The organism is Pseudomonas sp. H1_A03, assembly GCF_054685145.1.
Window position 1 is genome coordinate 4,655,945 of sequence record NZ_CP162829.1, and the last position, 21,288, is coordinate 4,677,232.

20 protein-coding genes and 2 pseudogenes are annotated in these 21,288 nt (G+C 61.7%); 12 read left to right on the plus strand and 10 right to left on the minus strand.

The window, feature by feature from the left end:
- The first annotated feature begins 77 nt into the window (after window positions 1-77).
- The 3 genes and pseudogenes from AB4O35_RS21710 (at window position 78) to AB4O35_RS21720 (ending at window position 4,943) form a co-directional block, all read left to right on the plus strand.
- Window positions 78-1,100, plus strand: coding sequence for an alpha/beta hydrolase (locus AB4O35_RS21710; RefSeq protein WP_065880632.1), 1,023 nt, complete (start codon window positions 78-80; stop codon window positions 1,098-1,100).
- A pseudogene (locus AB4O35_RS21715) lies at window positions 1,100-2,306 on the plus strand (MFS transporter). The gene AB4O35_RS21710 and the pseudogene AB4O35_RS21715 overlap by 1 nt, the downstream one beginning before the upstream one ends.
- A 33-nt stretch (window positions 2,307-2,339) precedes the next feature.
- Window positions 2,340-4,943 carry a bifunctional diguanylate cyclase/phosphodiesterase gene (locus AB4O35_RS21720; protein WP_065872887.1) on the plus strand — a complete coding sequence of 868 codons (2,604 nt, stop codon included), beginning with the start codon at window positions 2,340-2,342 and terminating at the stop codon, window positions 4,941-4,943.
- Window positions 4,944-4,955: 12 nt separating this feature from the next.
- On the opposite strand, the gene AB4O35_RS21725 is transcribed toward AB4O35_RS21720, so the two are convergent.
- The gene (locus AB4O35_RS21725; RefSeq protein ID WP_065909505.1) at window positions 4,956-5,729 is read right to left on the minus strand and encodes an AraC family transcriptional regulator; all 774 of its coding nucleotides are present in this window, start codon (window positions 5,727-5,729) and stop codon (window positions 4,956-4,958) included.
- A 144-nt stretch (window positions 5,730-5,873) separates the two neighbouring features.
- Between AB4O35_RS21725 and AB4O35_RS21730 the strand changes: the two genes are divergently transcribed.
- The 3 genes from AB4O35_RS21730 to AB4O35_RS21740 all read left to right on the plus strand — a co-directional run bounded on the left by AB4O35_RS21730 (window position 5,874) and on the right by AB4O35_RS21740 (window position 9,590).
- The gene (locus AB4O35_RS21730) at window positions 5,874-7,085 is read left to right on the plus strand and encodes an MFS transporter (protein ID WP_065880636.1); all 1,212 of its coding nucleotides are present in this window, start codon (window positions 5,874-5,876) and stop codon (window positions 7,083-7,085) included.
- A gap of 121 nt (window positions 7,086-7,206) precedes the next feature.
- Window positions 7,207-8,337: a sensor histidine kinase gene (locus AB4O35_RS21735; protein WP_065872884.1), complete on the plus strand. Its 1,131-nt coding sequence runs from the start codon at window positions 7,207-7,209 to the stop codon at window positions 8,335-8,337.
- A gap of 92 nt (window positions 8,338-8,429) precedes the next feature.
- Window positions 8,430-9,590, plus strand: coding sequence for a GGDEF domain-containing protein (locus AB4O35_RS21740; protein ID WP_065945427.1), 1,161 nt, complete (start codon window positions 8,430-8,432; stop codon window positions 9,588-9,590).
- On the opposite strand, the gene AB4O35_RS21745 is transcribed toward AB4O35_RS21740, so the two are convergent.
- Together AB4O35_RS21745 and AB4O35_RS21750 are read right to left on the minus strand one after the other, a co-directional pair.
- On the minus strand, window positions 9,587-10,027 hold the full coding sequence (locus AB4O35_RS21745; RefSeq protein ID WP_065880638.1) for an MAPEG family protein: 441 nt from the start codon (window positions 10,025-10,027) through the stop codon (window positions 9,587-9,589). The two genes, AB4O35_RS21740 and AB4O35_RS21745, sit on opposite strands and share 4 nt — an antisense overlap.
- On the minus strand, window positions 10,020-10,325 hold the full coding sequence (locus tag AB4O35_RS21750) for a DUF2834 domain-containing protein (RefSeq protein WP_065872881.1): 306 nt from the start codon (window positions 10,323-10,325) through the stop codon (window positions 10,020-10,022). Before AB4O35_RS21750 ends, AB4O35_RS21745 begins: the two co-directional genes overlap by 8 nt.
- 83 nt (window positions 10,326-10,408) lie before the next feature.
- Between AB4O35_RS21750 and AB4O35_RS21755 the strand changes: the two genes are divergently transcribed.
- Both AB4O35_RS21755 and AB4O35_RS21760 read left to right on the plus strand, forming a co-directional pair.
- Entirely contained in the window at window positions 10,409-11,197 is a 789-nt protein-coding gene (locus AB4O35_RS21755; protein ID WP_065909511.1) for a helix-turn-helix domain-containing protein, read from the plus strand.
- A gap of 54 nt (window positions 11,198-11,251) precedes the next feature.
- Window positions 11,252-12,961: an amidase gene (locus AB4O35_RS21760; protein ID WP_083207065.1), complete on the plus strand. Its 1,710-nt coding sequence runs from the start codon at window positions 11,252-11,254 to the stop codon at window positions 12,959-12,961.
- A gap of 128 nt (window positions 12,962-13,089) precedes the next feature.
- Here the strand turns inward: AB4O35_RS21760 and AB4O35_RS21765 are convergent.
- The 4 genes and pseudogenes from AB4O35_RS21765 to AB4O35_RS21780 all read right to left on the minus strand — a co-directional run.
- Window positions 13,090-13,377: pseudogene (locus tag AB4O35_RS21765) on the minus strand (CPBP family intramembrane glutamic endopeptidase); the annotation flags it as partial.
- Between the two features lie 62 nt (window positions 13,378-13,439).
- The gene (locus AB4O35_RS21770) at window positions 13,440-13,910 is read right to left on the minus strand and encodes a RidA family protein (RefSeq protein WP_010210112.1); all 471 of its coding nucleotides are present in this window, start codon (window positions 13,908-13,910) and stop codon (window positions 13,440-13,442) included.
- Entirely contained in the window at window positions 13,907-14,125 is a 219-nt protein-coding gene (locus tag AB4O35_RS21775; protein WP_065945426.1) for a DUF6434 domain-containing protein, read from the minus strand. The genes AB4O35_RS21770 and AB4O35_RS21775 overlap by 4 nt, the downstream gene beginning before the upstream one ends.
- A gap of 96 nt (window positions 14,126-14,221) precedes the next feature.
- On the minus strand, window positions 14,222-15,319 hold the full coding sequence (locus tag AB4O35_RS21780; RefSeq protein ID WP_065872877.1) for an SMP-30/gluconolactonase/LRE family protein: 1,098 nt from the start codon (window positions 15,317-15,319) through the stop codon (window positions 14,222-14,224).
- Between the two features lie 218 nt (window positions 15,320-15,537).
- Here AB4O35_RS21780 and AB4O35_RS21785 point away from each other — a divergent pair, with 218 nt between their 5' ends.
- The gene (locus AB4O35_RS21785; RefSeq protein WP_065880644.1) at window positions 15,538-15,969 is read left to right on the plus strand and encodes a nuclear transport factor 2 family protein; all 432 of its coding nucleotides are present in this window, start codon (window positions 15,538-15,540) and stop codon (window positions 15,967-15,969) included.
- A gap of 28 nt (window positions 15,970-15,997) precedes the next feature.
- Here AB4O35_RS21785 and AB4O35_RS21790 read toward each other — a convergent pair whose 3' ends face one another.
- Window positions 15,998-17,323: an aminotransferase-like domain-containing protein gene (locus tag AB4O35_RS21790; RefSeq protein WP_065945425.1), complete on the minus strand. Its 1,326-nt coding sequence runs from the start codon at window positions 17,321-17,323 to the stop codon at window positions 15,998-16,000.
- A gap of 90 nt (window positions 17,324-17,413) precedes the next feature.
- Here AB4O35_RS21790 and AB4O35_RS21795 point away from each other — a divergent pair, with 90 nt between their 5' ends.
- Window positions 17,414-18,304 (plus strand): DMT family transporter, encoded by an 891-nt coding sequence (locus AB4O35_RS21795; RefSeq protein WP_065880646.1) that lies wholly within the window; start codon window positions 17,414-17,416, stop codon window positions 18,302-18,304.
- Here the strand turns inward: AB4O35_RS21795 and AB4O35_RS21800 are convergent.
- Window positions 18,301-18,867, minus strand: a complete 567-nt coding sequence (locus AB4O35_RS21800) for a YceI family protein (RefSeq protein ID WP_371914448.1) — start codon at window positions 18,865-18,867, stop codon at window positions 18,301-18,303. The two genes, AB4O35_RS21795 and AB4O35_RS21800, sit on opposite strands and share 4 nt — an antisense overlap.
- 121 nt (window positions 18,868-18,988) lie before the next feature.
- Between AB4O35_RS21800 and AB4O35_RS21805 the strand changes: the two genes are divergently transcribed.
- The gene (locus AB4O35_RS21805) at window positions 18,989-19,483 is read left to right on the plus strand and encodes a PaaI family thioesterase (protein WP_065872872.1); all 495 of its coding nucleotides are present in this window, start codon (window positions 18,989-18,991) and stop codon (window positions 19,481-19,483) included.
- Between the two features lie 43 nt (window positions 19,484-19,526).
- On the plus strand, window positions 19,527-20,414 hold the full coding sequence (gene yghX / locus AB4O35_RS21810; RefSeq protein ID WP_065880647.1) for a YghX family hydrolase: 888 nt from the start codon (window positions 19,527-19,529) through the stop codon (window positions 20,412-20,414).
- On the opposite strand, the gene AB4O35_RS21815 is transcribed toward yghX, so the two are convergent.
- Window positions 20,411-21,286, minus strand: coding sequence for a LysR family transcriptional regulator (locus AB4O35_RS21815; protein ID WP_065872870.1), 876 nt, complete (start codon window positions 21,284-21,286; stop codon window positions 20,411-20,413). The genes yghX and AB4O35_RS21815 overlap by 4 nt on opposite strands.
- Window positions 21,287-21,288 lie beyond the last annotated feature (2 nt).

The following is a 21,288-nucleotide window of genomic DNA, read 5'->3' on the forward strand; positions in this document are numbered from 1 at the left end:
TAATCCAGTGAAACGCACTACAGAACCCCGCCCTGCCTAGGGAAAATGTGCGGACCGACCTTCTCAAGGATCATCCGATGAAAAGCCTCTTGCTCGCCCTGGGTTTGCTGGTGACTTCTTTTTCTTCACTGGGAGCCGATATGTCCAACGGAGCCAACAACTTCTACCAAAGCGAACAGGTGACCGTCGAAAAAGTCACCTTCAACAATCAATACGGCATGGCGATCGCAGGCAATCTGTTCGTGCCCAAGCACCTTGCTCCGGCCTCCAAAAATGCCGCCATCATCGTCGGCCACCCGATGGGTGCCGTCAAAGAACAAAGCGCAAACCTCTACGCCACCAAAATGGCTGAACAGGGTTTTGTCACCCTGTCCCTGGACCTGTCGTTCTGGGGCGCCAGTGCAGGCGAGCCGCGCAACGCCGTGTTGCCCGAACTCTACAGCGAAGCCTTCAGCGCCGCCGTGGATTACCTCGGCACCCGCCCAATCGTCGACCGCGAGCGCATTGGCGTGATCGGCGTCTGCGGCAGTGGCAGTTTCGCTATCGCTGCGGCGAAGATCGACCCACGCCTCAAGGCGATTGCTACCGTGAGCATGTACGACATGGGCGCCGCCAACCGCAATGGCCTCAAACATGGCGTGACCCTGGCGCAGCGCCAACAGGTCATGCTGCAAGCCGCCAACCAGCGCTACGTGGAGTTCCAGGGTGGCGAGACCGTCTACACCGGCGGCACGCCCCTTACCCTGACCGGCGATGCGATTGGCGATGAGTTCTACGATTTCTACCGCACACCGCGTGGTGAGTTCACCCCGACCGGTGCCTCGCCGCAAACCACTACGCGGCCGACGCTGAGCAGCAACGTGAAGTTCATGAACTTCTACCCGTTCAACGACATTGAGACGATTTCCCCACGCCCGCTGCTGCTGATCGCCGGCGCCAACGCCCATTCCCGTGAATTCAGCGAGGACGCCTATCAGCGTGCCGCCGAACCCAAAGAGCTGGTCATCATCCCTAACGCGGGCCATGTGGATTTGTACGACCGGGTCGACCTGATCCCGTTCGCCAAGCTCACCACCTTCTTCAAGAGCCATTTGAAGTGATGACCCACACCACAAAAAACTGGGGCGCCGTACTCGCTATGTCGCTGGCGGCATTTGCCCTGGTCGCGTCCGAATTCATGCCCGTGAGCCTGCTGACGCCGCTGGCGGCCGACCTGCACATCACCGAAGGCCAGGCCGGCCAGGGCATTTCGGTGTCCGGGTTGTTTGCCTTGCTCACGAGCCTGATGATCGCGGCCGTGGCCGCGCGGGTTGATCGCAAGCGCCTGCTGCTGTCCCTGACCCTGCTGATGATCGTCTCCGGCACGGTGGTGGCGTTCGCGCCAAATTACCTGGTGTTCATGCTGGGCCGTGCGTTGATCGGCGTGGCCATCGGCGGCTTCTGGTCGCTGTCGGCCGCCACCGCCATGCGCCTGGTGCCGGAGCCCCAGGTGCCGCGCGCATTGGCCATCGTCAATGGCGGCAACGCGCTGGCCACGGTCATCGCCGCGCCGCTGGGCAGCTTTGTCGGCGGTTTGATCGGCTGGCGCGGGGCGTTTTTTTGCGTCGTCCCGGTGGCGGTGTTGGCGGCGGCCTGGCTGATGGTGAGCATGCCGTCGATCAAATCAGAAGTCAGCGCGAAGAGCAGCGGCCTGCTGCACCTGTTGAAACGCCCGCCGGTGGCGCTGGGCATGTTGGCGGTGAGTGTATTTTTCATGGGCCAATTCATGCTGTTCACTTACCTGCGACCGTTTCTGGAGACCGTTACCCAGGTCAGCGTTTCCAGGCTGTCGTTGATGCTGCTGGTGTTGGGGCTGGCCGGGTTTACAGGGACGTTCCTGATTGAGCGCTTCCTGAAAAAAGGCCTGTTCCTGACACTGGCGATCATCCCGTTGTTGATGGCAGGAATCGCGCTGGCACTGGTCATGGTGGGCAGTTCCACCGTACTGACCACCGTGTTACTCGGGCTCTGGGGCCTGGTCGCGACTGCCGCGCCGGTGGGCTGGTGGACCTGGCTGTCGAGAACCCTGCCCGACGATGCCGAAGCAAGGGGGCGGCTTGATGGTTGCGATCATTCAACTGGCGATCGCCTCAGGCGCTATCGTGGGAGGCCTGGTGTTTGACCTGAGCGGGTATCAGGCGACATTCGAGTTGAGCGCGGCAGTGCTGGGCGCCGCGGCCTTACTGGCTTGGCTGGCAGCACGCGCCAGCGGTAATCACCTGTGGCGGTCTAAATATTTCGCCGGGCTCGCCGATAACAAGGGATAACTTCTGACTTGCAGTGACGCCCTGCCGGAAACAATGCCGAATACCCTCGCCCCTATTGTCCGCTCGCTTTCCGATCGCACCAGCCTTTCGCTGGCACGTACCTCACTGTTCAAGTTCATGGCGTTGCTGGCTGTCGTCTTTGCGGCGGCAGCCTATTCGCTGGTTTACCTCGCCTATGAGTTGGACCGTGCCGAACAGGCAGAAAGCGCCTTCTATACCCGTAAAGCCGTGCAATCCCTGGAAAAAACCCTGCGGGTGACGGTCAAGGACTACGCGTTCTGGAGCGATGCCTACAAACACCTGCACGTTAAAGTGGACAGTGATTGGGCGTATGTCCGCGGCAATATCGGCGCCACGCTGTTCGAAGATTTCGGTTTTCAAGGCCTGTTTGTAGTCAATGATGCCAACCGCACGGTCTACGCGGTCGTCGATGGCAAGCTGCAAGATGTCGAACTCGCGCAATGGCTCGACCAGCCCTTTGCCGGGATTGTGGAGCAAGCACGTGCAGGCGCCGACAGCGAAACACCCGCCACAGCCTTCATCAACGTTAAGGGCAGCCCCGCGCTGGTGGCCGCAGCCGCCATCACCCCCGGCACAGACCCTACGGTGAAACCGGATGGCCGGCCTGCCTCGGTACTGATCTTCGTCGACATCCTCAACAGTGCCAAGCTGGCCGTGATCGGCGATGAATTCGGCGTGAGCAAGCTGCACATCGCTACCCCTGATGAAATCGGCAAGACGTTGCTGTTCCCCCTCGGCGACAACGGCGCTGCCGGCAGCCTGCATTGGGAGCCGGCCCGACCCGGTTTGCGCTTGATGGGCGTAGGCCTGCCCCTGCTTGGCCTGGCCGCGTTATTGGTATGCGTAATGAGCTGGGTCATTTCACGCCGCACCACGGCGGCCGCGCTCGCCCTGGACGCTAGCCATTCGTCGCTGCAGAACAGCCAGAACGCCTTGGCGACCAGCGAAGCACGCTTTCGCGATGTGGTGGAGGCGAGTTCAGATTGGGTGTGGGAAATCGACGCCGGTTGGCGCTTTACCTACCTGTCGGAGCGCTTCGAAGGCGTCACCGGGTTGGCGCGGCATGCGTGGATCGGTGCCACGATGAACGACTTGCTCGAGACCGAGACCGGCCTGCTCTCGCAATGGCTCAGCACCCCCGGACGCCGCCCGGATATCAGTGTGCAGTGCCGCTACGTCGATGCACTGGGGCTGGAACGCAGCACACGGCTGTCAGCGCGGCAGATGCCGTGTGGCGGCTTTCGCGGGACAGCCACCGACGTGACGGAAGAAGTCGAGTCCCGTCGACGCATCGAGTTCTTGTCTCAGCACGACGCCCTCACCGGGCTGCCCAATCGCACGCGGCTGCAAGCGTTCCTGGAGGGCAAGTTCAAGGCGCTGTCGAGCGCGGAGCTGTCAACAGCTGAGGTGTCCACCTCAACGCAGCCCCTGGTAATGCTCAGCCTGGACCTTGATCGGTTCAAACCGGTCAACGATCTGCTCGGGCACGCTGCCGGCGACCGGGTGCTCAACGAAGTGTCGGCCCGCCTGGCCGCCTGCGTGCGCCATGGTGATCTGGTCGCCCGTGTCGGCGGTGATGAATTTGTGCTGATCCTGAGCGATGCAGGCACTCAAGACGAGGTCGAAGCCCTGTGCAAGCGCTTGATCGAATCGATCGAGCGCACGATCAGAATCGACGAGCAAGAGGTGTTCATCAGCGCCAGTATTGGCATTGCCATCGCCCCCAACGATGCGCGCGAAGCCACGGAACTGCTGCGTTACGCCGATATTGCGCTGTACGAGGCAAAGGCTGCGGGCCGTAATACCTGGCGGTTCTACTCCGGCGATATGAACGCGCGGATCATCGAACGCCGACGCCTGGAGAGCGACCTGCGCTTTGCAATCAAACATGCCGAGCTGCGCCTGCACTTCCAGCCGCGCTATCGCATCGCCGACGGCCAGATGGTCGGCGCTGAAGCCCTGGTGCGCTGGCAACATCCGGTGCGCGGCCTGATCACGCCGGACACCTTTATTCCGATTGCCGAAGAGTCCGGGCTGATCCTGGCCCTGAGCGACTGGGTACTTGAAACCGCTTGTAAAAGCGCAGCCCAGTGGCCAGAGCATCTTTTTGTGTCGGTGAACCTGTCCCCTATGGAATTCAAGCGTGGCAACCTGGTAGAGCGCGTACGCCAGGCCCTGAAAACCTCGGGTATCGAACCCGCACGCGTGGAACTGGAAATCACCGAAAGCGTCATGCTCGAAGATGCCACCGGGGCGCTGGAGGTCATGCGCACGCTCAAACAATTGGGCATACGCATCGCCATGGATGACTTCGGCACCGGTTACTCATCCCTGAGCTACCTGCGCACGTTCCCGTTCGACGGTTTGAAGATAGACCGCAGCTTCCTGACCCGGCTGGAAGAAAGCGACGATGACAAGGCGATTATCCAGGCCATTGTCGGCCTGGGCCGCGCCCTGGCACTGACGGTAACGGCCGAAGGCGTCGAAACGGCTGAACACGTGGCACTGCTCAAGGCCGTGGCCTGTGAAGAGGGCCAAGGCTATTTCCTCAGTCGCCCCCTGGACATCGAAACCTTCACTCGCCTGTTGGACGTGCAAGCCGGCATCGTGCAGTGATAACGCCGGGCGCTACCTGAAAAAATGGCTGGGCGTCTTGCCGAACTGCTTCTTGAACATGCTGGTGAACGCGCTCGGGCTTTCATACCCCAGCTCCAGGGCGATATCGATCACCTTTTCGCCCACCGCAATGCGCTCCAGCGCCAGCAGCAGCCTTGCTTGTTGGCGCCACTGGCCGAACGTCATGCCGGTTTCCTTGCGGAACAGGCGCTGGATGGTTTTCTGGTCAAGGTTCAAGCGCTCGCTCCAGTCCGCCACCGTCGAGGCATCGCCCGGTTCATCCTGCAACGCCTGGCAGATCCGGTGGACGCGCGGGTCGGCGGGTTGCGGCAGCGAGAGTGGCAAAGCCGGCAGCAGTGCCAGCTCGTCCAGAATCAGGTGCATGATGCGCGCGTCCCGTGAGTCCTCGGCATACGGTGGTTTCAAGCTCACCGACGCCTTGATCAGCTCACTCAGCAGGGGCGAAATGCTCACGGCCTTGGTTTCGGTGGGCAAATTGGTAAAGCTGTCGGGACGGACAAAGACGCTGCGCATCTTCAACGGGCCTACACAACGCAAGGAGTGGACGTGCCCACTGGGCATCCAGAAGCCGCGATTGGGCGGCACCGTCCACTGGTTCTGCGCCGAGTGCACCACCATCACGCCTTCGGTGGCGTACAGCAGTTGATGCTTCTCATGGCTGTGGTCGGGGATCACCCAGTTTTCCGGATAATCGGTGGCCGAACTGATGACAGCCCAATCGCCCTCGTCGATCTCCTGTAAAAATAGATCCAGTGATTTGATCATTTCGCCCTTTTTGCGCTAGTTGCCTCCCGAATTTCGCGAGACAGGCATTTGCAGCGAATCTAGCATAACTCCCGAATCATTTTGTAATGGATGGCCACCTAAGAAGTTGCCACCTGTGTTCGCCGCCTTGAATGGAATGCCTGCATGTCGACCCTCACTGCGTCACCCGCCGCTGCAACCACTGCGCCCCAGGCCAGCCCCTTGGTCATGCGCGTCCTTGGCGCCTGCGCCCTGGCGCATTTGATCAATGACCTGATCCAGGCCGTGCTGCCGTCGATCTACCCGATGCTCAAGGCCAACTACGGCCTGTCGTTTACCCAAGTGGGCCTGATCACCCTGACCTTCCAGCTGACTGCCTCGTTGCTGCAGCCGTGGATCGGCTACCACACCGACCGTCACCCTAAACCGTGGCTGCTGCCAGCGGGCATGGTGTGCACCCTGATCGGCATCCTGATGCTGGCGTTTGTCGGCAGCTTCCCGGCCATCCTGCTCGCAGCCGGTTTGGTCGGTGTCGGCTCGTCGACCTTCCACCCGGAAACCTCGCGCGTCGCACGCCTGGCCTCCGGCGGGCGCTACGGCCTGGCGCAGTCGACGTTCCAGGTCGGCGGCAACACCGGCAGCGCCTTGGGCCCGTTGCTCGCGGCGGCAATCATCATTCCCTACGGCCAGGGCCATATCGCCTGGTTCGGGCTGTTTGCGGTGTTCGCGATCCTGGTGCTCTACGGTTTAAGCCGCTGGTACCGTAACCACCTCAACCTGTTCAAGCTCAAGCAAGGCGGCCAAGCCACCCATGGCTTGTCCAAAGGCCGCGTGACCTTTGCCTTGGTGGTGCTGGCTGCGCTGGTGTTTTCCAAGTACTTCTACATGACCAGCCTGACCAGCTACTTCACCTTTTACCTGATTGAAAAATTCCAGCTGTCCGTCGCCAGCTCGCAGATGTACCTGTTCCTGTTCCTCGGTGCGGTTGCCGTCGGTACCTTCGCGGGCGGCCCGATTGGCGACAAGATCGGCCGCAAGAAGGTCATCTGGTTCTCCATCCTCGGCGCCGCGCCGTTCACCCTCGCGCTGCCCTACGTCGACCTGTACTGGACGGCGGTGCTGAGCGTGGTGATCGGTTTTGTGCTCGCCTCGGCGTTCTCGGCCATCGTGGTGTTTGCCCAGGAACTGGTGCCGGGCAATGTGGGCATGATCGCCGGGATATTCTTCGGCCTGATGTTCGGCTTCAGCGGGATTGGTGCAGCGTTGCTGGGGTTGCTTGCCGATAGCCACGGCATCGAATACGTCTACAAAATCTGCTCGTTCCTGCCGTTAGTCGGCATCCTGACGATATTGTTACCGTCAACCAAAGGCGTTTGACGTCTACGGCATGCGCAGGCACGAACGCCTGCGCAAGCTGAACAGGCCAATCCATGTTTAAATCCTTGTTTGGCGGCTTCCTGTGCGTTCACGCTTGCCTCCCTACCAAGGAAACACCCGTATGCGTCTGGCAGATTTCATTATTGAGAACCTCGAGCCGATCCTTCAGGCCTGGGAGGACTTTGCCCGCACTATCCAGACGCCTGGGGCTGATCTCGACCGTGTAGACCTGCGTGATCATGCCGAGCAGATGCTGCGAGCCATTGCCATGGACCTGCGCAACACGCAGACCGCGCAGGAGCAAATCGACAAGGCCCAGGGCCTCGCACCGCAGGACGAAGACGAAACCCCCGCCGAAACCCATGCCGTGACACGCTTGATGGCGGGTTTCTCGATTGATCAGATGGTGTCTGAATACCGCGCGCTGCGCACCAGCGTGCTCAGCCAGTGGCTCCAGCAGGTCAAACACGGCACGCCGCTGGATATCGATGACATGAACCGCTTTCATGAAGCCATCGATCAAGCCCTCACGGAGTCCATTGCCAGTTACTCACGGGCGGTAGAAGCCTCGCGCAATGTGTTCCTGGGTATCCTCGGCCATGATTTGCGCACGCCCTTGGGCGCCATTCTGCTAGGCGCCGACATACTTCGGCGTTCGGAAGAGCTCGGGGAACGCGGCAACAAAGTCGCCGGGCAGATTTACACCAGTGTTCAACGGGCGAGCCAGATTGTCGGCGACCTGCTGGATTTGACCCGGTGCCAGATGGGCCCCGGCATCCCCGTGAAACGGGTGGACGTTGACTTGGCCCCCATTTGCGAACGCATCGTCGAAGAAATGCGCTCGTTTCACCCCCACGCGCAACTCAAATATGAAACCACAGCGCCCGCGCTTGGGGCGTTCGACGGCGCGCGCATGGAGCAGGTGTTCTCCAATATCATCAGTAATGCGGTGCAGCACGGCGATGCTCGCCTGCCGATCACGGTACGGCTCGCGGTTTCAGAGGGCAGCCTGGTGTTCACCGTTCACAATCAAGGCGCGCCGATTCCAGAGGATGTGTTGCCGTTCATTTTCAATCCCATGGGGCGTTTTTCGCAGCGCTCGGTGATTGAGCATGGCCCTGCAGAAGGCCTCGGGCTGGGGCTTTTCATCGCGTCCGAGATCGTGGCGGCCCATGACGGTTCGATCGAGGTCACGTCAACGTCGCAGTGGGGTACGGAGTTTCGGGTGACGGTGCCGCTGGTTGCAGCTTGACACACTGATAGCTACTCGCCAGCAAGGCTCCGAAAACGCGTCGGAAACGCTTACAATCGCGCTTTCAAACGCACCCCAGGCGGCCCGGCAACATGACGCTCGACCCTCCTACGATTTTGGCACTTTCCGTTGCCCTGGCAGCCGCTGCCGCCCTGTACCTGGCCGTTGAATGGCGCAGCGTGCGCGAACCGTCGCTGCTGTGCTGGAGCGCCGGTTTCGCCACTATCGGCCTTGGCTCCACGCTCGCCCTGCTGCGCATCAATGGCTTTATGATAATCGGCATCTGGTTCGCCAATGGCTTGCTGGTGACCGCACACTTCCTGTTTTTACTTGGGGTGGCGCGATTTACTCAAACCCGCCTGTCGCCGCTGTGGCTGCTGATGTTGTTGACCTGGCTGGGCATGCTGATGCTGCCGGTGGACCCGTCATGGTCCAAAGCCATGCTGGCGGTGCAGTCACTGTTGGTGGCGTTGCCGACGCTGCGCGCCAGCTTTTTGCTGCGGCCCCATGGCAAATCCTTGAGCATCGGCGCGGTGCAATTGCGCTACGTGCTGCTGATCCATGGCGCGTTCTATGTGGCCAAGGCGTTATCGGTGCTGATCCCGGGCACCTTGATCGACCTCGCCGCATTCAAGGGCGAGATCATCCAGATTTCCCTGGTGGAAGGCGCCATGGCGATCATGTTGATTGCATTGTCGATGACCGGCTCCGAGCGATACCGCCGCGAACAACAGATCGCCCGCCTCGCCGCCCGTGACCCACTGACCGCCCTGTACAACCGCCGCGCCCTCGACCTGCGCGCGCCGCGCTTGCTGGCCCAGGTATCGCCCGCACAACCCGGCGCCTTACTGCTGATCGATATCGACAATTTCAAATTGGTCAACGACCTTCATGGCCACACCGCCGGCGACCGCTTGTTGATCGCCTTGAGCGAATTGATTCGTGGCGCGATGCCTCAGGGCGCGCTGGCTGCGCGTTTGGGTGGGGATGAGTTCGTGATCCTGTTGAATCCGGCCTCGACTGAGCAGATTGTCGAACTGGGCAGCAGCCTGCGCGAACAGTTTCATCACCTGGCCTCGCAGACCTTCATGACGCCTGCACCCGTGACCCTGAGCATCGGCGCCAGCCTGTTCGACCAGCCACCCCCCAGCCTCGCGGCGCTGATTGAGCAAGGTGACAGCACCTTGTATGAATCCAAGCGTGGCGGGCGGGATAGCATCCGGTTGGTGGATAGAACGGGAGCTGCATCCTAAACGTGAATGGGAAAGTCCATCAATCTGGCGCTCAGCGTGACGCCCAGCCCGAACAAGCAAATGCAGCCCAGTCCATACGCGAGTGTGCGCCAAGGCTGGCAGCCAGCCAGATACATCAGCGTGTGTGCGACCCGGGCAAGGGTAAAACACACAAACAGCCCTGCAGTCAGAGTGCCGGTAGCTCCCAGCCCGATGCAAAGTCCCCCCAACACGAAAAATATTGGAATGTTCTCCAAGTCATTCGCCCAGGCCTTGGCCGCCCTGGCGACTTGCGGCACCTCCTCTGAATGCACGGCCCGATTGAAGAACGCCGCATCCTCACGATTGGTAAATGCGAAACCCCGTATCCGAAAAAAGCCCTGATAGCAGGAAATCGCAAACATCTTCAGGCACAGCACCAGCACACACAGCGCGTAGACCTGCAAAAGCTCATTCATCTCGGTACCCGTTCACCACGAGATACAGCAACGGCCCCACCGACACAAACACCGCCGTGAGCACCCAGTACGGCACCACCGAAGCCATCGACCGTCCTCGCCGCCGCGCATCCCGGTACATCCATACGCACGCCAGCACCGCCATCAAGTACAGGTCTATCACCACCTGCGCCGTGTCCGGCCGCGACATCAGTTCCAGCCCAAATGCCAGCAGCGACTGCTCCGCCGTCAGCATCGTCGCCAGGGTGTACAACGAAAATCCCAGCAAGCTCGCCAGGGCAATAGAGGGTCGTCTCATGGTCGCATCCTTGGAATGATGAAGGCCTAAGTTAGTGATAAGGTTCAGCCCTTCGCAATGACCTCGGAGGTCATGACCACGCCATGGACGCCCCTTCAACTGCCGGCGAACAACTGCGCCAATTACGCCGACAGGCCAAGCTGAGCCAACTCGACCTGGCGCTCATCACCGGCGTTTCCCAGCGCCACCTCAGTTGCCTCGAAACCGGCCGCGCCAAGCCGAGCCCCGTCACCTTGCATAACCTGCTGACGGCGCTGGAGGCACCGTTGGACCAGTGCAACCGCGTCTTCCTTGCGGCCGGATTCGCCCCGCGCTATACCGCCACTCCGCTCGCCTCGCCCGCCATGGCCGCGATTCGCGAAGCGGTCAGCCATGTACTGCACGCCAACAACCCAGCGCCTGCGATCCTGTTGGACAGCCAGTGGCAAGTACTCGCAGCGAATGCCAGTACCGGCGTGTTGTTGGCATTGGTGGGTATCCCGCCCGATGCGGCTGAAGGTTTGAACCTGCTGACCACCCTGCTCCAAGCCGGCGGCCTCGGCGATCATATGCTCAATGCCGATGAGATCCGCACCCTGGCCTGGCAGCGTGCCACTCGCGAGGCGCTGGGCAATCCGGAACTGGCCGCGCTACTGGCGAGCCTGCCAACCCCGACCAACGCTGAACTGCCCGCGCACCTGCCACCGCTGGTGCTGACCCGCCTGCGCTCAACCCAGGGCGAGCTGAGCTTTTTGTCCACCTTCACCACCTTCGGCATGCCCCAGGACATCACCCTCACCTCCCTGCGCATCGAACACCTGATTCCCGCTGACGAGGCGACGTGGCAGGTGATGCGCGGCGCCTATGCGGATTATGCGGCGCTGGTTTTGTGAAATATCTGTACGTAGACTGCCGCCATACCCCCATTTGAAGGCGGCGAAAAAAACGTGATGCAAGTTACTGAAGTCTCCATTGCCCAATTGCGCGCGGCGCTTGAGTCCGGCCAGACCACGGCCGTTGAACTGGTCCAGGCATACCTGGCGCGAATCGATGCCTATGACGGTCCGCAGACCGCCACCGCCTTGAACGCCGTGGTGGTGCGCAACCCCGAAGCGCTGAAAGAAGCCGAGGCGTCCGATGCACGCCGGGCCAAAGGCGAAACCTTGGGGCCCTTGGACGGCATTCCTTACACCGCCAAAGACAGCTACCTGGTCAAGGGCCTGACTGCGGCATCCGGCAGCCCGGCGTTTGCCAAGCTGGTCGCGCAACGTGATGCGTTCACCATCGAGCGTCTGCGCGCCGGCGGTGCCATCTGCCTGGGCAAGACCAATATGCCGCCGATGGCCAATGGCGGGATGCAACGTGGCGTGTATGGCCGCGCAGAAAGCCCGTATAACGCCGATTACCTGACCGCGCCGTTCGCCTCCGGCTCGTCCAACGGCGCTGGCACCGCGACGGCGGCGAGCTTTGCGGCCTTTGGCCTGGCAGAAGAAACCTGGTCGAGCGGGCGCGGCCCGGCGTCCAACAATGGCCTGTGCGCCTACACCCCGTCCCGCGGGGTGATTTCGGTGCGCGGCAACTGGCCGCTCACGCCGACCATGGACGTGGTGGTGCCCTACGCCCGCACCATGGCCGACCTGCTGGAAGTGCTCGACGTGGTGGTCGCCGAAGACCCGGACACCCGTGGCGACCTGTGGCGCCTGCAGCCGTGGGTGCCGATCCCGAGCGTCACCTCGGTACGCCCTGCTTCCTACGCTGAATTGGCGGCGCCTGCCGAATCCCTGGCGGGCAAACGCTTTGGCGTGCCGCGCATGTACATCAACGCCGACCCCGACGCCGGCACCAGCGAAAAACCCGGGATCGGTGGCCCGACCGGGCAGAAAATCAACACCCGCGCCAGCGTGATCGACCTGTGGCAAGACGCGCGCCAGGCGCTGACAGCGGCCGGCGCGGAAGTGATTGATGTGGATTTCCCGCTCGTGTCCAACTGCGAAGGCGACCGCCCTGGCGCACCCACCGTGTTCACCCGGGGGCTGGTGTCCAAGGAATTCCTCCACGATGAACTGTGGGAACTGTCAGCCTGGGCGTTTGACGACTTCCTGCGCGCCAACAACGACCCGGCGCTCAACCGCTTGGCGGATGTGGACGGGCCAAAGATCTTCCCCCACGACCCGGGCACCCTGCCCAACCGTGAGGACGACTTGGCCGCCGGCATGGACGAATACGTGCGCATGGCCGAGCGCGGCATCACCCCGTGGGACCAGATTAGTACCGTCCCCGACGGCCTGCGCGGATTGGAGCAAACCCGGAGGATCGACTTGGAAGCCTGGATGGACAAGCTCGGCCTCGACGCCGTGCTGTTCCCCACCGTGGCCGACGTGGGCCCGGCGGATGCCGACGTGAACGAAGCCTCAGCCGATATCGCCTGGAGCAACGGCGTCTGGGTGGCTAACGGCAACCTCGCCATCCGCCACCTGGGCGTACCGACCGTTACCGTGCCGATGGGCGTAATGGCGGATATTGGCATGCCGATAGGGCTGACATTCGCCGGGCGCGCCTATGATGATTCGGCGCTGCTGCGGTTTGCCTCGGCGTATGAAGCGACGGGCAGCAAGCGCCAGATTCCACCGCGCACACCGCCGTTGGCGCCGATGTAACTGACTCAACGCAATCAAAATGTGGGAGCGGGCTTGCCCGCGAATGCGGTCTTTCAGTGACAGATATGCCGACTGATCCAGCGCTTTCGCAGGCAAGCCAGCTCCCACATTTTCGCCTGCATTTCACATCAAGCCATCTGAGGCACGGCAACCAGCAGGATTGCCGTGCCATGGGTCAGCGTCGCCGCCAACACCCCGTAGCGCATGCGCACCAGCGCACAGGCCAACCCTTCGACCAGCGTGAACAACAACACCGGCCAGCCCAACTGGGTGACGCTCAGTGCCAGGAACGCATGGCAAGCCGCAAACGCCACGCCGCTGGCCAGTGCGGCGCGTAAGGGCGCGACATGCTGTTCCAGATAACCCTGCAAATAACCGCGAAACAACACTTCTTCCAATGCATTGGCGCCGTAGGCCCGGCGCCAGATACGTGCCGTAGTTAATCAGTACCGCCATTCCCTGGGTAATCATCGGTCGCTCAACCGTGTGCCACCGCAATCATATCGACCTCCACCGCCGCCGACTTCGGCAACTGCATCACCCCCACCGACGTACGCGTGTGCGCCCCGGCGGCACCCAGAATTTCGTGCAACAAATCCGACGCGCCGTTGGCCACTTCACTCTGCTGATCAAAATCCTCGGCACTGCGCACGTACACGGTGATGCGCGGGATCGCCCTGACCTGGTCCAGCGAACCCAACGCCTGCTTGAGCAACCCCAAGCAACGCAAGGCACTGATACCGGCGGCGATTTGCGCCTGGGCCACGGTCAGGCTTGCCCCAACCTTGCCCGGCAGCACGATAGCATCGCCGACGCGGGGGATCTGGCCACTGATGTAGAGGTGGTTGCCGTCGCGAACCAACGGCGTGTAGTTGCCGCCGATTTTGAATTCGTCCAGCTGATAGCCAAGGCGTTGCTGGGCGGCCTGGTATTTCTCATCGGGTGTCATGGGCGTGAATCCTCGTTTCGGCGCAGCCACTCATCCACCACGTCGCCCAGGGTCTTGGGCTGGTCGTTGCGAATCCAGGCCATAAAGGAACGATCGAATTTGAACCCCGGACCGCAGTGCTCAAGCATGAAGCGGCGTACGTTTTGAGTATTTTTGTAGTGTGGCGTCACGGGGGTGCTGCGGGTGATGGAGTCGCTGTGCCAATTGAAGTCCATTTGCTTGACGCTCTGATGCCTCAGGAGCCAGCAGCATAGCGCCAAATGCCACGATGAACGCCTGCCAACCGACGCCCATCGTGTTTTTTTTACACGTTAGCTGCCGAAGCCGGCGTCCCGCGTATTGACGAACAACGCGTAGATCGAATGGCTGCCGGCCATGAACAGGCGGTTGCCTTCGCGGCCGCCAAAACACAGGTTGGGGCAGCGCTCGGGCAACGAGATATGCCCGATGGCCTTGCCTTGTGGATTGAACACACGCACGCCATCGAGTTTTTCCAGGTCGGCCTTGGGGTCACCATTGCCGCCCCAACCGCACCACAGGTTGCCGCTCTCGTCACACTTGATGCCGTCCAGCGCTGCGTAGTCGAAACCTTCGATGTGCTTGCGACGGGCGCCGAGCGTGCCGTCGTCCTTGACATCGATGGCCCAGATCAACCGGTTGGGTTTGGCCCGACCTTCCACTACGTACAAGACTTGTTCATCAGGTGAAAAACACAGGCCATTGGGCCCGTTGAGGTCGTCGATCACTCGCGTGACCGTGCCGCTTTCGCCATCGATGCGATAGACGCCATGGGGTTGGGTGGGCGTGATCTTGTGCCCTTCGTAGTTGTTGCCGGTTTGGAACGGCGGGTCACTGAACCACACTGAGCCATCTCGCTTGCACACGATATCGTTGGGCGAATTGAAAGGTTTGCCGTCAAAGCTGTCGGCCAGCACGGTGATGCTGCCGTTGTGTTCGGTGCGGGTAATTCGCCGGCCCTCGCGGGTGGTCGTCGAACCTTCGCACACCAACAAGCGGCCCTGGCGATCGCGGCACATGCCGTTGGAGAAATTAGCGTTTTCGCGGTAGACCGACAGGCTGTCGGTCACTTCGTCCCAGCGCACGATACGGTTATTGGGAATATCGCTGACCAGCAAGTAGCGGCCATCGCCGACCCACACCGGCCCCTCGGCCCAGCGCAAACCTGTCGCCAGCCGTTCGACACTGGCGTTGAACAGACGCAACTCCAGGAAACTGTCATCGAGCACTTTGATCAGTGGGTCTGGATAACGCTGGCTCAACGGCTCGGCGGCTTCTGCCAGGTGAGGCAGGTTGCCCAGCACCGCGACCGATGCGGAAACCGCCAAGGAACGCTTGAGGAAGACGCGGCGACTGTGGTCAGTCCGCGCAGGCAGAGGGGGAAGATTCATCGTGTGTCTCCGTTATTTTATTGTTAGACGGGACACCATTCTTAATCAGTGATGGGACATCGTACAAGAACAATGAAACCTCAAGCCCCATGCAATGCAGGAACTCTGTAAATAATCAAAAATTTAGTTTTCAAAATAAGCGTGGATAGAGCAATGTTGTACGACAACACAAACAGTAACGTGTTGTCCGCTACCCCAACAACAATAAGGAACCCCACATGCAAAAAATCAAAGTACTGATCGGTTTTCTCTGCCTGTTTACCGGCTATGTCGCCGCAGCGCCTGCCCCTGCGGAAAAGGAGGTGGCCCAAGCGGTCGACCAACTGACCCAAGCCATGCTGCACCTGGACCTCAAGCAGCTTGATGCGCTGACGTCCGACAAACTCACCTACGGCCATTCCAGCGGCAAGGTGCAGAACAAAGCGCAATTCATCGCCGACCTGGAAACCCACACCAGCGCCTTCAAGACCCTGGAAATGCAGAACCAGACCGTCACCCTGCAAGGCGACACCGCCCTGGTGCGCAACCACTTCCACGCGCTGGCCGTGAACAGTGGCGTTGAAGTGCCCACCGACATCGACAATTTCCAGGTTTGGCAGAAGCAGAAAGGCAAGTGGCTGCTAATCGGGCGCCAGGCTTACAAGTACTGATGGCCAGCGGTGAGCCGAGTGCGCCGGCTCACCACTCCACCACCTTGCGCACTGTCAGCAATGCCTCGCGCAGCGCCGCCATGTCCACCGAACCCAGCGCCAGGCGCAGCGCGTGCGGCACATAAGCCGTGACGGCAAACGGCTCGGCGGTGGACACCGAGATATTCTCGCACTGCAAGGCCATGGCGATCTGGTCGGCGCGCGCGTCCTCCGGCAGGGGTAACCACAAGAAATACGATGAGGGATGGCTGGTGTAGGCCAGCCCTTTCAACACCTGCGCCGCCAGGGCTTGCCGCGCCTGGGCATCCCGGCGCTTTTGCGCTTCCAGTTGCGCCACCGTGCCATCTTCGATCCACGCCACGGCAATGGCGCTCATGACGCCGGGCACGTTCCAGGTGGTGGCCATGATGGTGCGCTCGAGTGCTTTAACCCAGTCATTTGGCGCCGCAACATACCCCACGCGCAAACCGGTCGCGACACTTTTTGAGAGCCCGCCCACATACACCGTGCGCTCCGGCGCCAGGGTCGCCACGGGTGGCGGTGCGTTTTCGACCAGGAACGCGTAGGCCGCGTCCTCAATGATCATTAGATTGTGCTGCCGGGCGATGGAAACCAACTGCTCACGCTGGTCCCTGTCCATGACCCAGCCAAGGGGATTGTGCAGGGTCGGCATGCTGTACACGGCCCGCACCGGACGTTTGCGACACAGGTTTTGCAAGGCGCTGAGGTCTGTGCCGGCGGGCGTGACCGGGATCGCGACAACTTCCAGGTGCAGGGTCTCGGCCAGCACCTTGAACCCCGAATAGGTCAACGCATCCACCGCGACCACGTCCCCCGGCTTGAGCAACGCCATCATCGTCACCGCCAAGCCGTGCTGGGCGCCGCTGACCAGCAGCACCTGGTCGGCCTCTACCGTCAGCCCTCGGTTCAGTAAATGCCGTGCGACGGCAGCTCGCTCATGCAAACGCCCTGCGTGAGGCTGGTAACGCAACAGGGCCTCAAGGTCGCCGGACAGCGCCAACTGACGCAACGCCGTGCGCAACAGGTCAGCCTGGCCCGGCAATGAGGGGTAGTTGAAATTGAGGTCGAGCATGCCCGCCGCAACCGTCATCTGCCCACTGCCCTGCCCTGGCGGCAGCGAGATCTCGCGTACAAACGTGCCGCGTCCGGTTTCGCCGCTGACCAGCCCCATGGCTTCCAGCTCGGTATAAACCCGGCTCGCGGTCACCAGCGCCAGGCCATGATCGGCGGCCAGTTGCCGGTGCGTCGGCAGGCGCGTACCCGGCGGCATTTTCCCCGAACGGATGCTCTCGGCAAAGGTGTCGACCAGCGACTTGTAGCGGGCGCGCGGCATAGGGATGTATCCATGACAATTTTTTGATTGTCTTAATGCTCGCCCCTAGGATGACCTGAACGCAACCCCTCATTATTCGGGCGCCTCCTCATGGAACGCACATCCCCCATCAGCACCCTGGATACCCGCACCCAAGGCTGGATCAATGGCTTTATTGGCGTGGTGATTTTCAGCGGTTCCTTACCCGCCACACGGCTTGCCGTGATGGAGTTCGACCCGGTGTTCCTCACCATGATCCGTGCCGCCATCGCCGCCAGCCTGGGGTTGTGCCTGCTGTGGTGGTTCAAGGCGAAACGCCCCGCGCGCCACCAATGGGTCCCCCTGGCGATCGTTGCCCTTGGCGTGGTGATCGGCTTTCCCCTGCTGACCGCACTGGCGCTGCAGTACGTGACCTCGGCCCACTCCATCGTGTTTATCGGCCTGCTCCCCCTCGCGACCGCGGTGTTTGGCGTACTGCGCGGTGGTGAGCGCCCGCGTCCAGTGTTCTGGTTGTTCTCGATCCTGGGCAGCGTATTGGTGATGGGTTATGCCGTCGCCCAGGGTTTGACCGCCGCACCCGCCGGCGATTTGCTGATGTTGCTGGCAGTGTTGGTCTGCGGCCTGGGTTACGCCGAGGGCGCCACCTTGTCGCGCAGCCTGGGCGGCTGGCAGGTGATCTGCTGGGCGTTGGTGGTGGCGATGCCGGTGGTGGTGCCCTTGAGCCTGCTCCTGGCACCGCCAAGCTTGCGCGGCATTAGCCTGTCGGCCTGGCTGAGCCTGGGTTATGTGGCGTTGTTCAGTATGTTGATCGGCTTTGTGTTTTGGTACCGCGGCCTGGCTCAGGGGGGCATTGCCGCCGTCGGCCAGTTGCAGTTGCTGCAACCGTTTTTCGGCCTGGCATTGGCGGCGGGCTTGCTGCATGAGCAGGTCAGCCTGGGCATGGTGCTGGTGACGGTCGCGGTGATCGGCTGCGTGGCGGGCGCGAAGAAGTTCGCCCGTTAACGCTGCGGCGCGACCATCTTGAACTTGATGTTGATGTCATTCGACACCACGCTGTTGCCGGCCCACTCGCCCTCGCCGATCTTGAAATCGCCGCGCTTGAGGATGAATTCGCCGTCGAACACGCCGATACCGCTTTGCTCCTTGAGCACCACGTCGACGTCCACCGGGCGTGTGGTGCCTTTGATGGTCAAGTTGCCGCTGATCTTGAAGCGGTTATCTCCCAGGACCGCGACGCCGGTGGATTCGTAAACGCCCACTGGATAGGTCGCGGTGTCAAACCACGACGCACGCTGCAGCTCGTCATTCGCGTCCGGGCTACCGGCGTCGATGCTGGCAAGCTGGATCTTGAGCAATGCATGCCCGGCTTCCGGCTTTTGCGTATCGAACGTCAAGGTGCCTTCGAACTCACTGAAGGTGCCGTACACCCGCTGCCCCAACTGTTTATAGGTAAAACTGATCTGGCTGGCGGTGCGGTTGACGTCGTTGTACTCCACCGCCTGGGCGCTGGAACAGAAAGCAAGGGTCAGGACCAGTATGGCGACCGGGGGCATTCGACGTTTCATGCAGCGCTCCGCAGAGGAAAAGACACAGGTACCGAGCTAACACGCTGTAACAGGGATTTGTTCCCATCAGGCGTTTGTCCTGCTAAACAGAGTAGTCGCCCCAGAATAATAAGGACGCTCCATGCACACCCCTTCGCTTCAGGACCTCACCGCGCCGGACGGCATCTGCTACGGCTGCGGCGGCAGCAACCCCCACGGCCTGCATATCAAGAGCCGTTGGGACGCGGACGGCATCCACCTGATCGCCGAGCATATGCCCGAAGCAAAATACAGCGGCTGGCCCGACCTGGTCTACGGCGGCCTGATCGCCATGTTGGTCGACTGCCATTCCAACTGGACCGCCATGGCCTACCACTACCGCGCCGAGGGGCGCGAACCCGGCAGCCTGCCCCGCATTGACTGCGTGACCGGCAACCTGGGCATCAAATTCATCAAGCCAACGCCCATGGGCGTCACCCTCACCCTGCGCGCACGGGTCGAGGGCGACGTGGGGCGCAAGACCCGCGTGATCTGCGAGGTGTACGCGGGTGACGTGCTCACCGCCATGGGCGACTCGGTTTTCGTGCGCGTCGATACCGGCCAATTGGCAGCCGCCGCCCATGGGCGTGAGGGCTGATCCTGATCTACATTGACTGCCACCGCTAATCGAGGATGCACCGATGACTCGTCTCACCGCGAAAGACTTTGCCCCCGAACTGCTGGAACTCTACGACGGCTACGCCCACGGCAAGATCAACCGCCGCGAATTTCTCGACCGCGCCGCGCTGTTCACCTTGGGTGGCCTCACCGCCTCGGCTCTGCTCGCAGCCCTCAGCCCCAACTACGCGCTGGCCGAACAGGTGAAATTCACCGACCCGGACATCGTTGCCGACTACATCACCTACCCCTCGCCCAAAGGCAACGGCACCGTGCGCGGCTACCTGGTGCGCCCGGCCAAGGCCGCGGGCAAGTTGCCCGCCGTGGTGGTCGTGCATGAAAACCGTGGCCTCAACCCCTATATCGAAGACGTCGCCCGGCGCCTGGCCAAAGCTGGCTTCATCGCCCTGGCGCCGGATGGCCTGACCTCGGTGGGCGGCTACCCCGGTAACGACGAAAAAGGCGTGGCGCTGCAACAGACGGTTGACCCAACCAAGCTGATGAACGATTTTTTCGCCGCTATCGAATGGCTGATGCACCACGACAGCAGCACCGGCAAAGTCGGCATCACCGGGTTCTGCTACGGCGGCGGCGTGACCAATGCGGCAGCCGTGGCCTATCCGGAATTGGGCGCGGCGGTGTCGTTCTATGGGCGCCAGCCGGAGGCCAACGACGTGCCACGGATCAAGGCGCCGATCATGCTGCATTTCGGTGAGCTGGATACACGGATCAATGAGGGGTGGCCGGCGTATGAAACGGCACTCAAGGCTGCAGGCACGAACTATGAGGCGTACATCTACAAGGGCGCCAACCATGGTTTTCACAACGACTCGACGCCGCGATATGACGAGGCGGCGGCGAATCTGGCATGGGAACGAACGTTGGGATGGTTTCGCAAGTACTTGGCTTAACCACGGACCCGCTCTTGCAACCACCCCTTGAAGACGAGCATCGCCGACGTCTCGGCCCGCGACTGCAATCGCGTGAGCCAATAGCTGCCGGTGGTGATGCCGACGTCGAACGGCTGGCGAATCACATCACGCTCCAGCTGCCGCGAAAACATCATCGCTGGCGCCAATGCCACCCCCGTTCCTTGCAAGGCCGCTTCCATCATTGCCAACGAGGAATCAAACACGATACTGCGCGGCACCAGGGTGTCGGCGGGCAGACCGACGGCCTGGAACCACAGGCTCCACTCATCAGCGCGGTAGGAGCGCAGTAACGTGTGGTTCAACAGGTCAGTGGGGGTGTGCAGTTGCTCGGCCAGTTGCGGCACGCAAAGCACGGTGAGGGGCGCTTCCAGCAGTTCGCAGGCATCGGTGCCGTGCCAGGCTCCCGCGCCAAAGCGGATCGCGTAGTCGAGGCCTTCGGCGGCCACGTCGACACGGTTGTTGTGGGTGGACAACCGCAGGTCGATAAAGGGGTAACGCGCGTGAAAATCCGCCAGGCGTGGCAGCAACCAGCCCACCGCAAAGGTGCCGACTGCGCCCACGGTGAGCACTTCGCGGTAGTGCCCGCTTTCGAACTGGCTGAGCGTCTGGGCGATGCGGTCGAACGACTCACGCACCACCGGCAGCAAGGTTTCGCCTTCACGGGTGAGCATCAGGCCTCGAGGTAGACGCTTGAATAATGTGACATTAAGTTGTGCTTCCAGGCTCTTGACCTGATGGCTGACCGCTGCCTGAGTCACGCATAACTCAATGGCCGCGCGGGTGAAGCTCAAGTGGCGAGCCGACGCTTCGAAGGCACGCAGTGCGTTGAGGGGCAGATGGGAGCGCAACATGC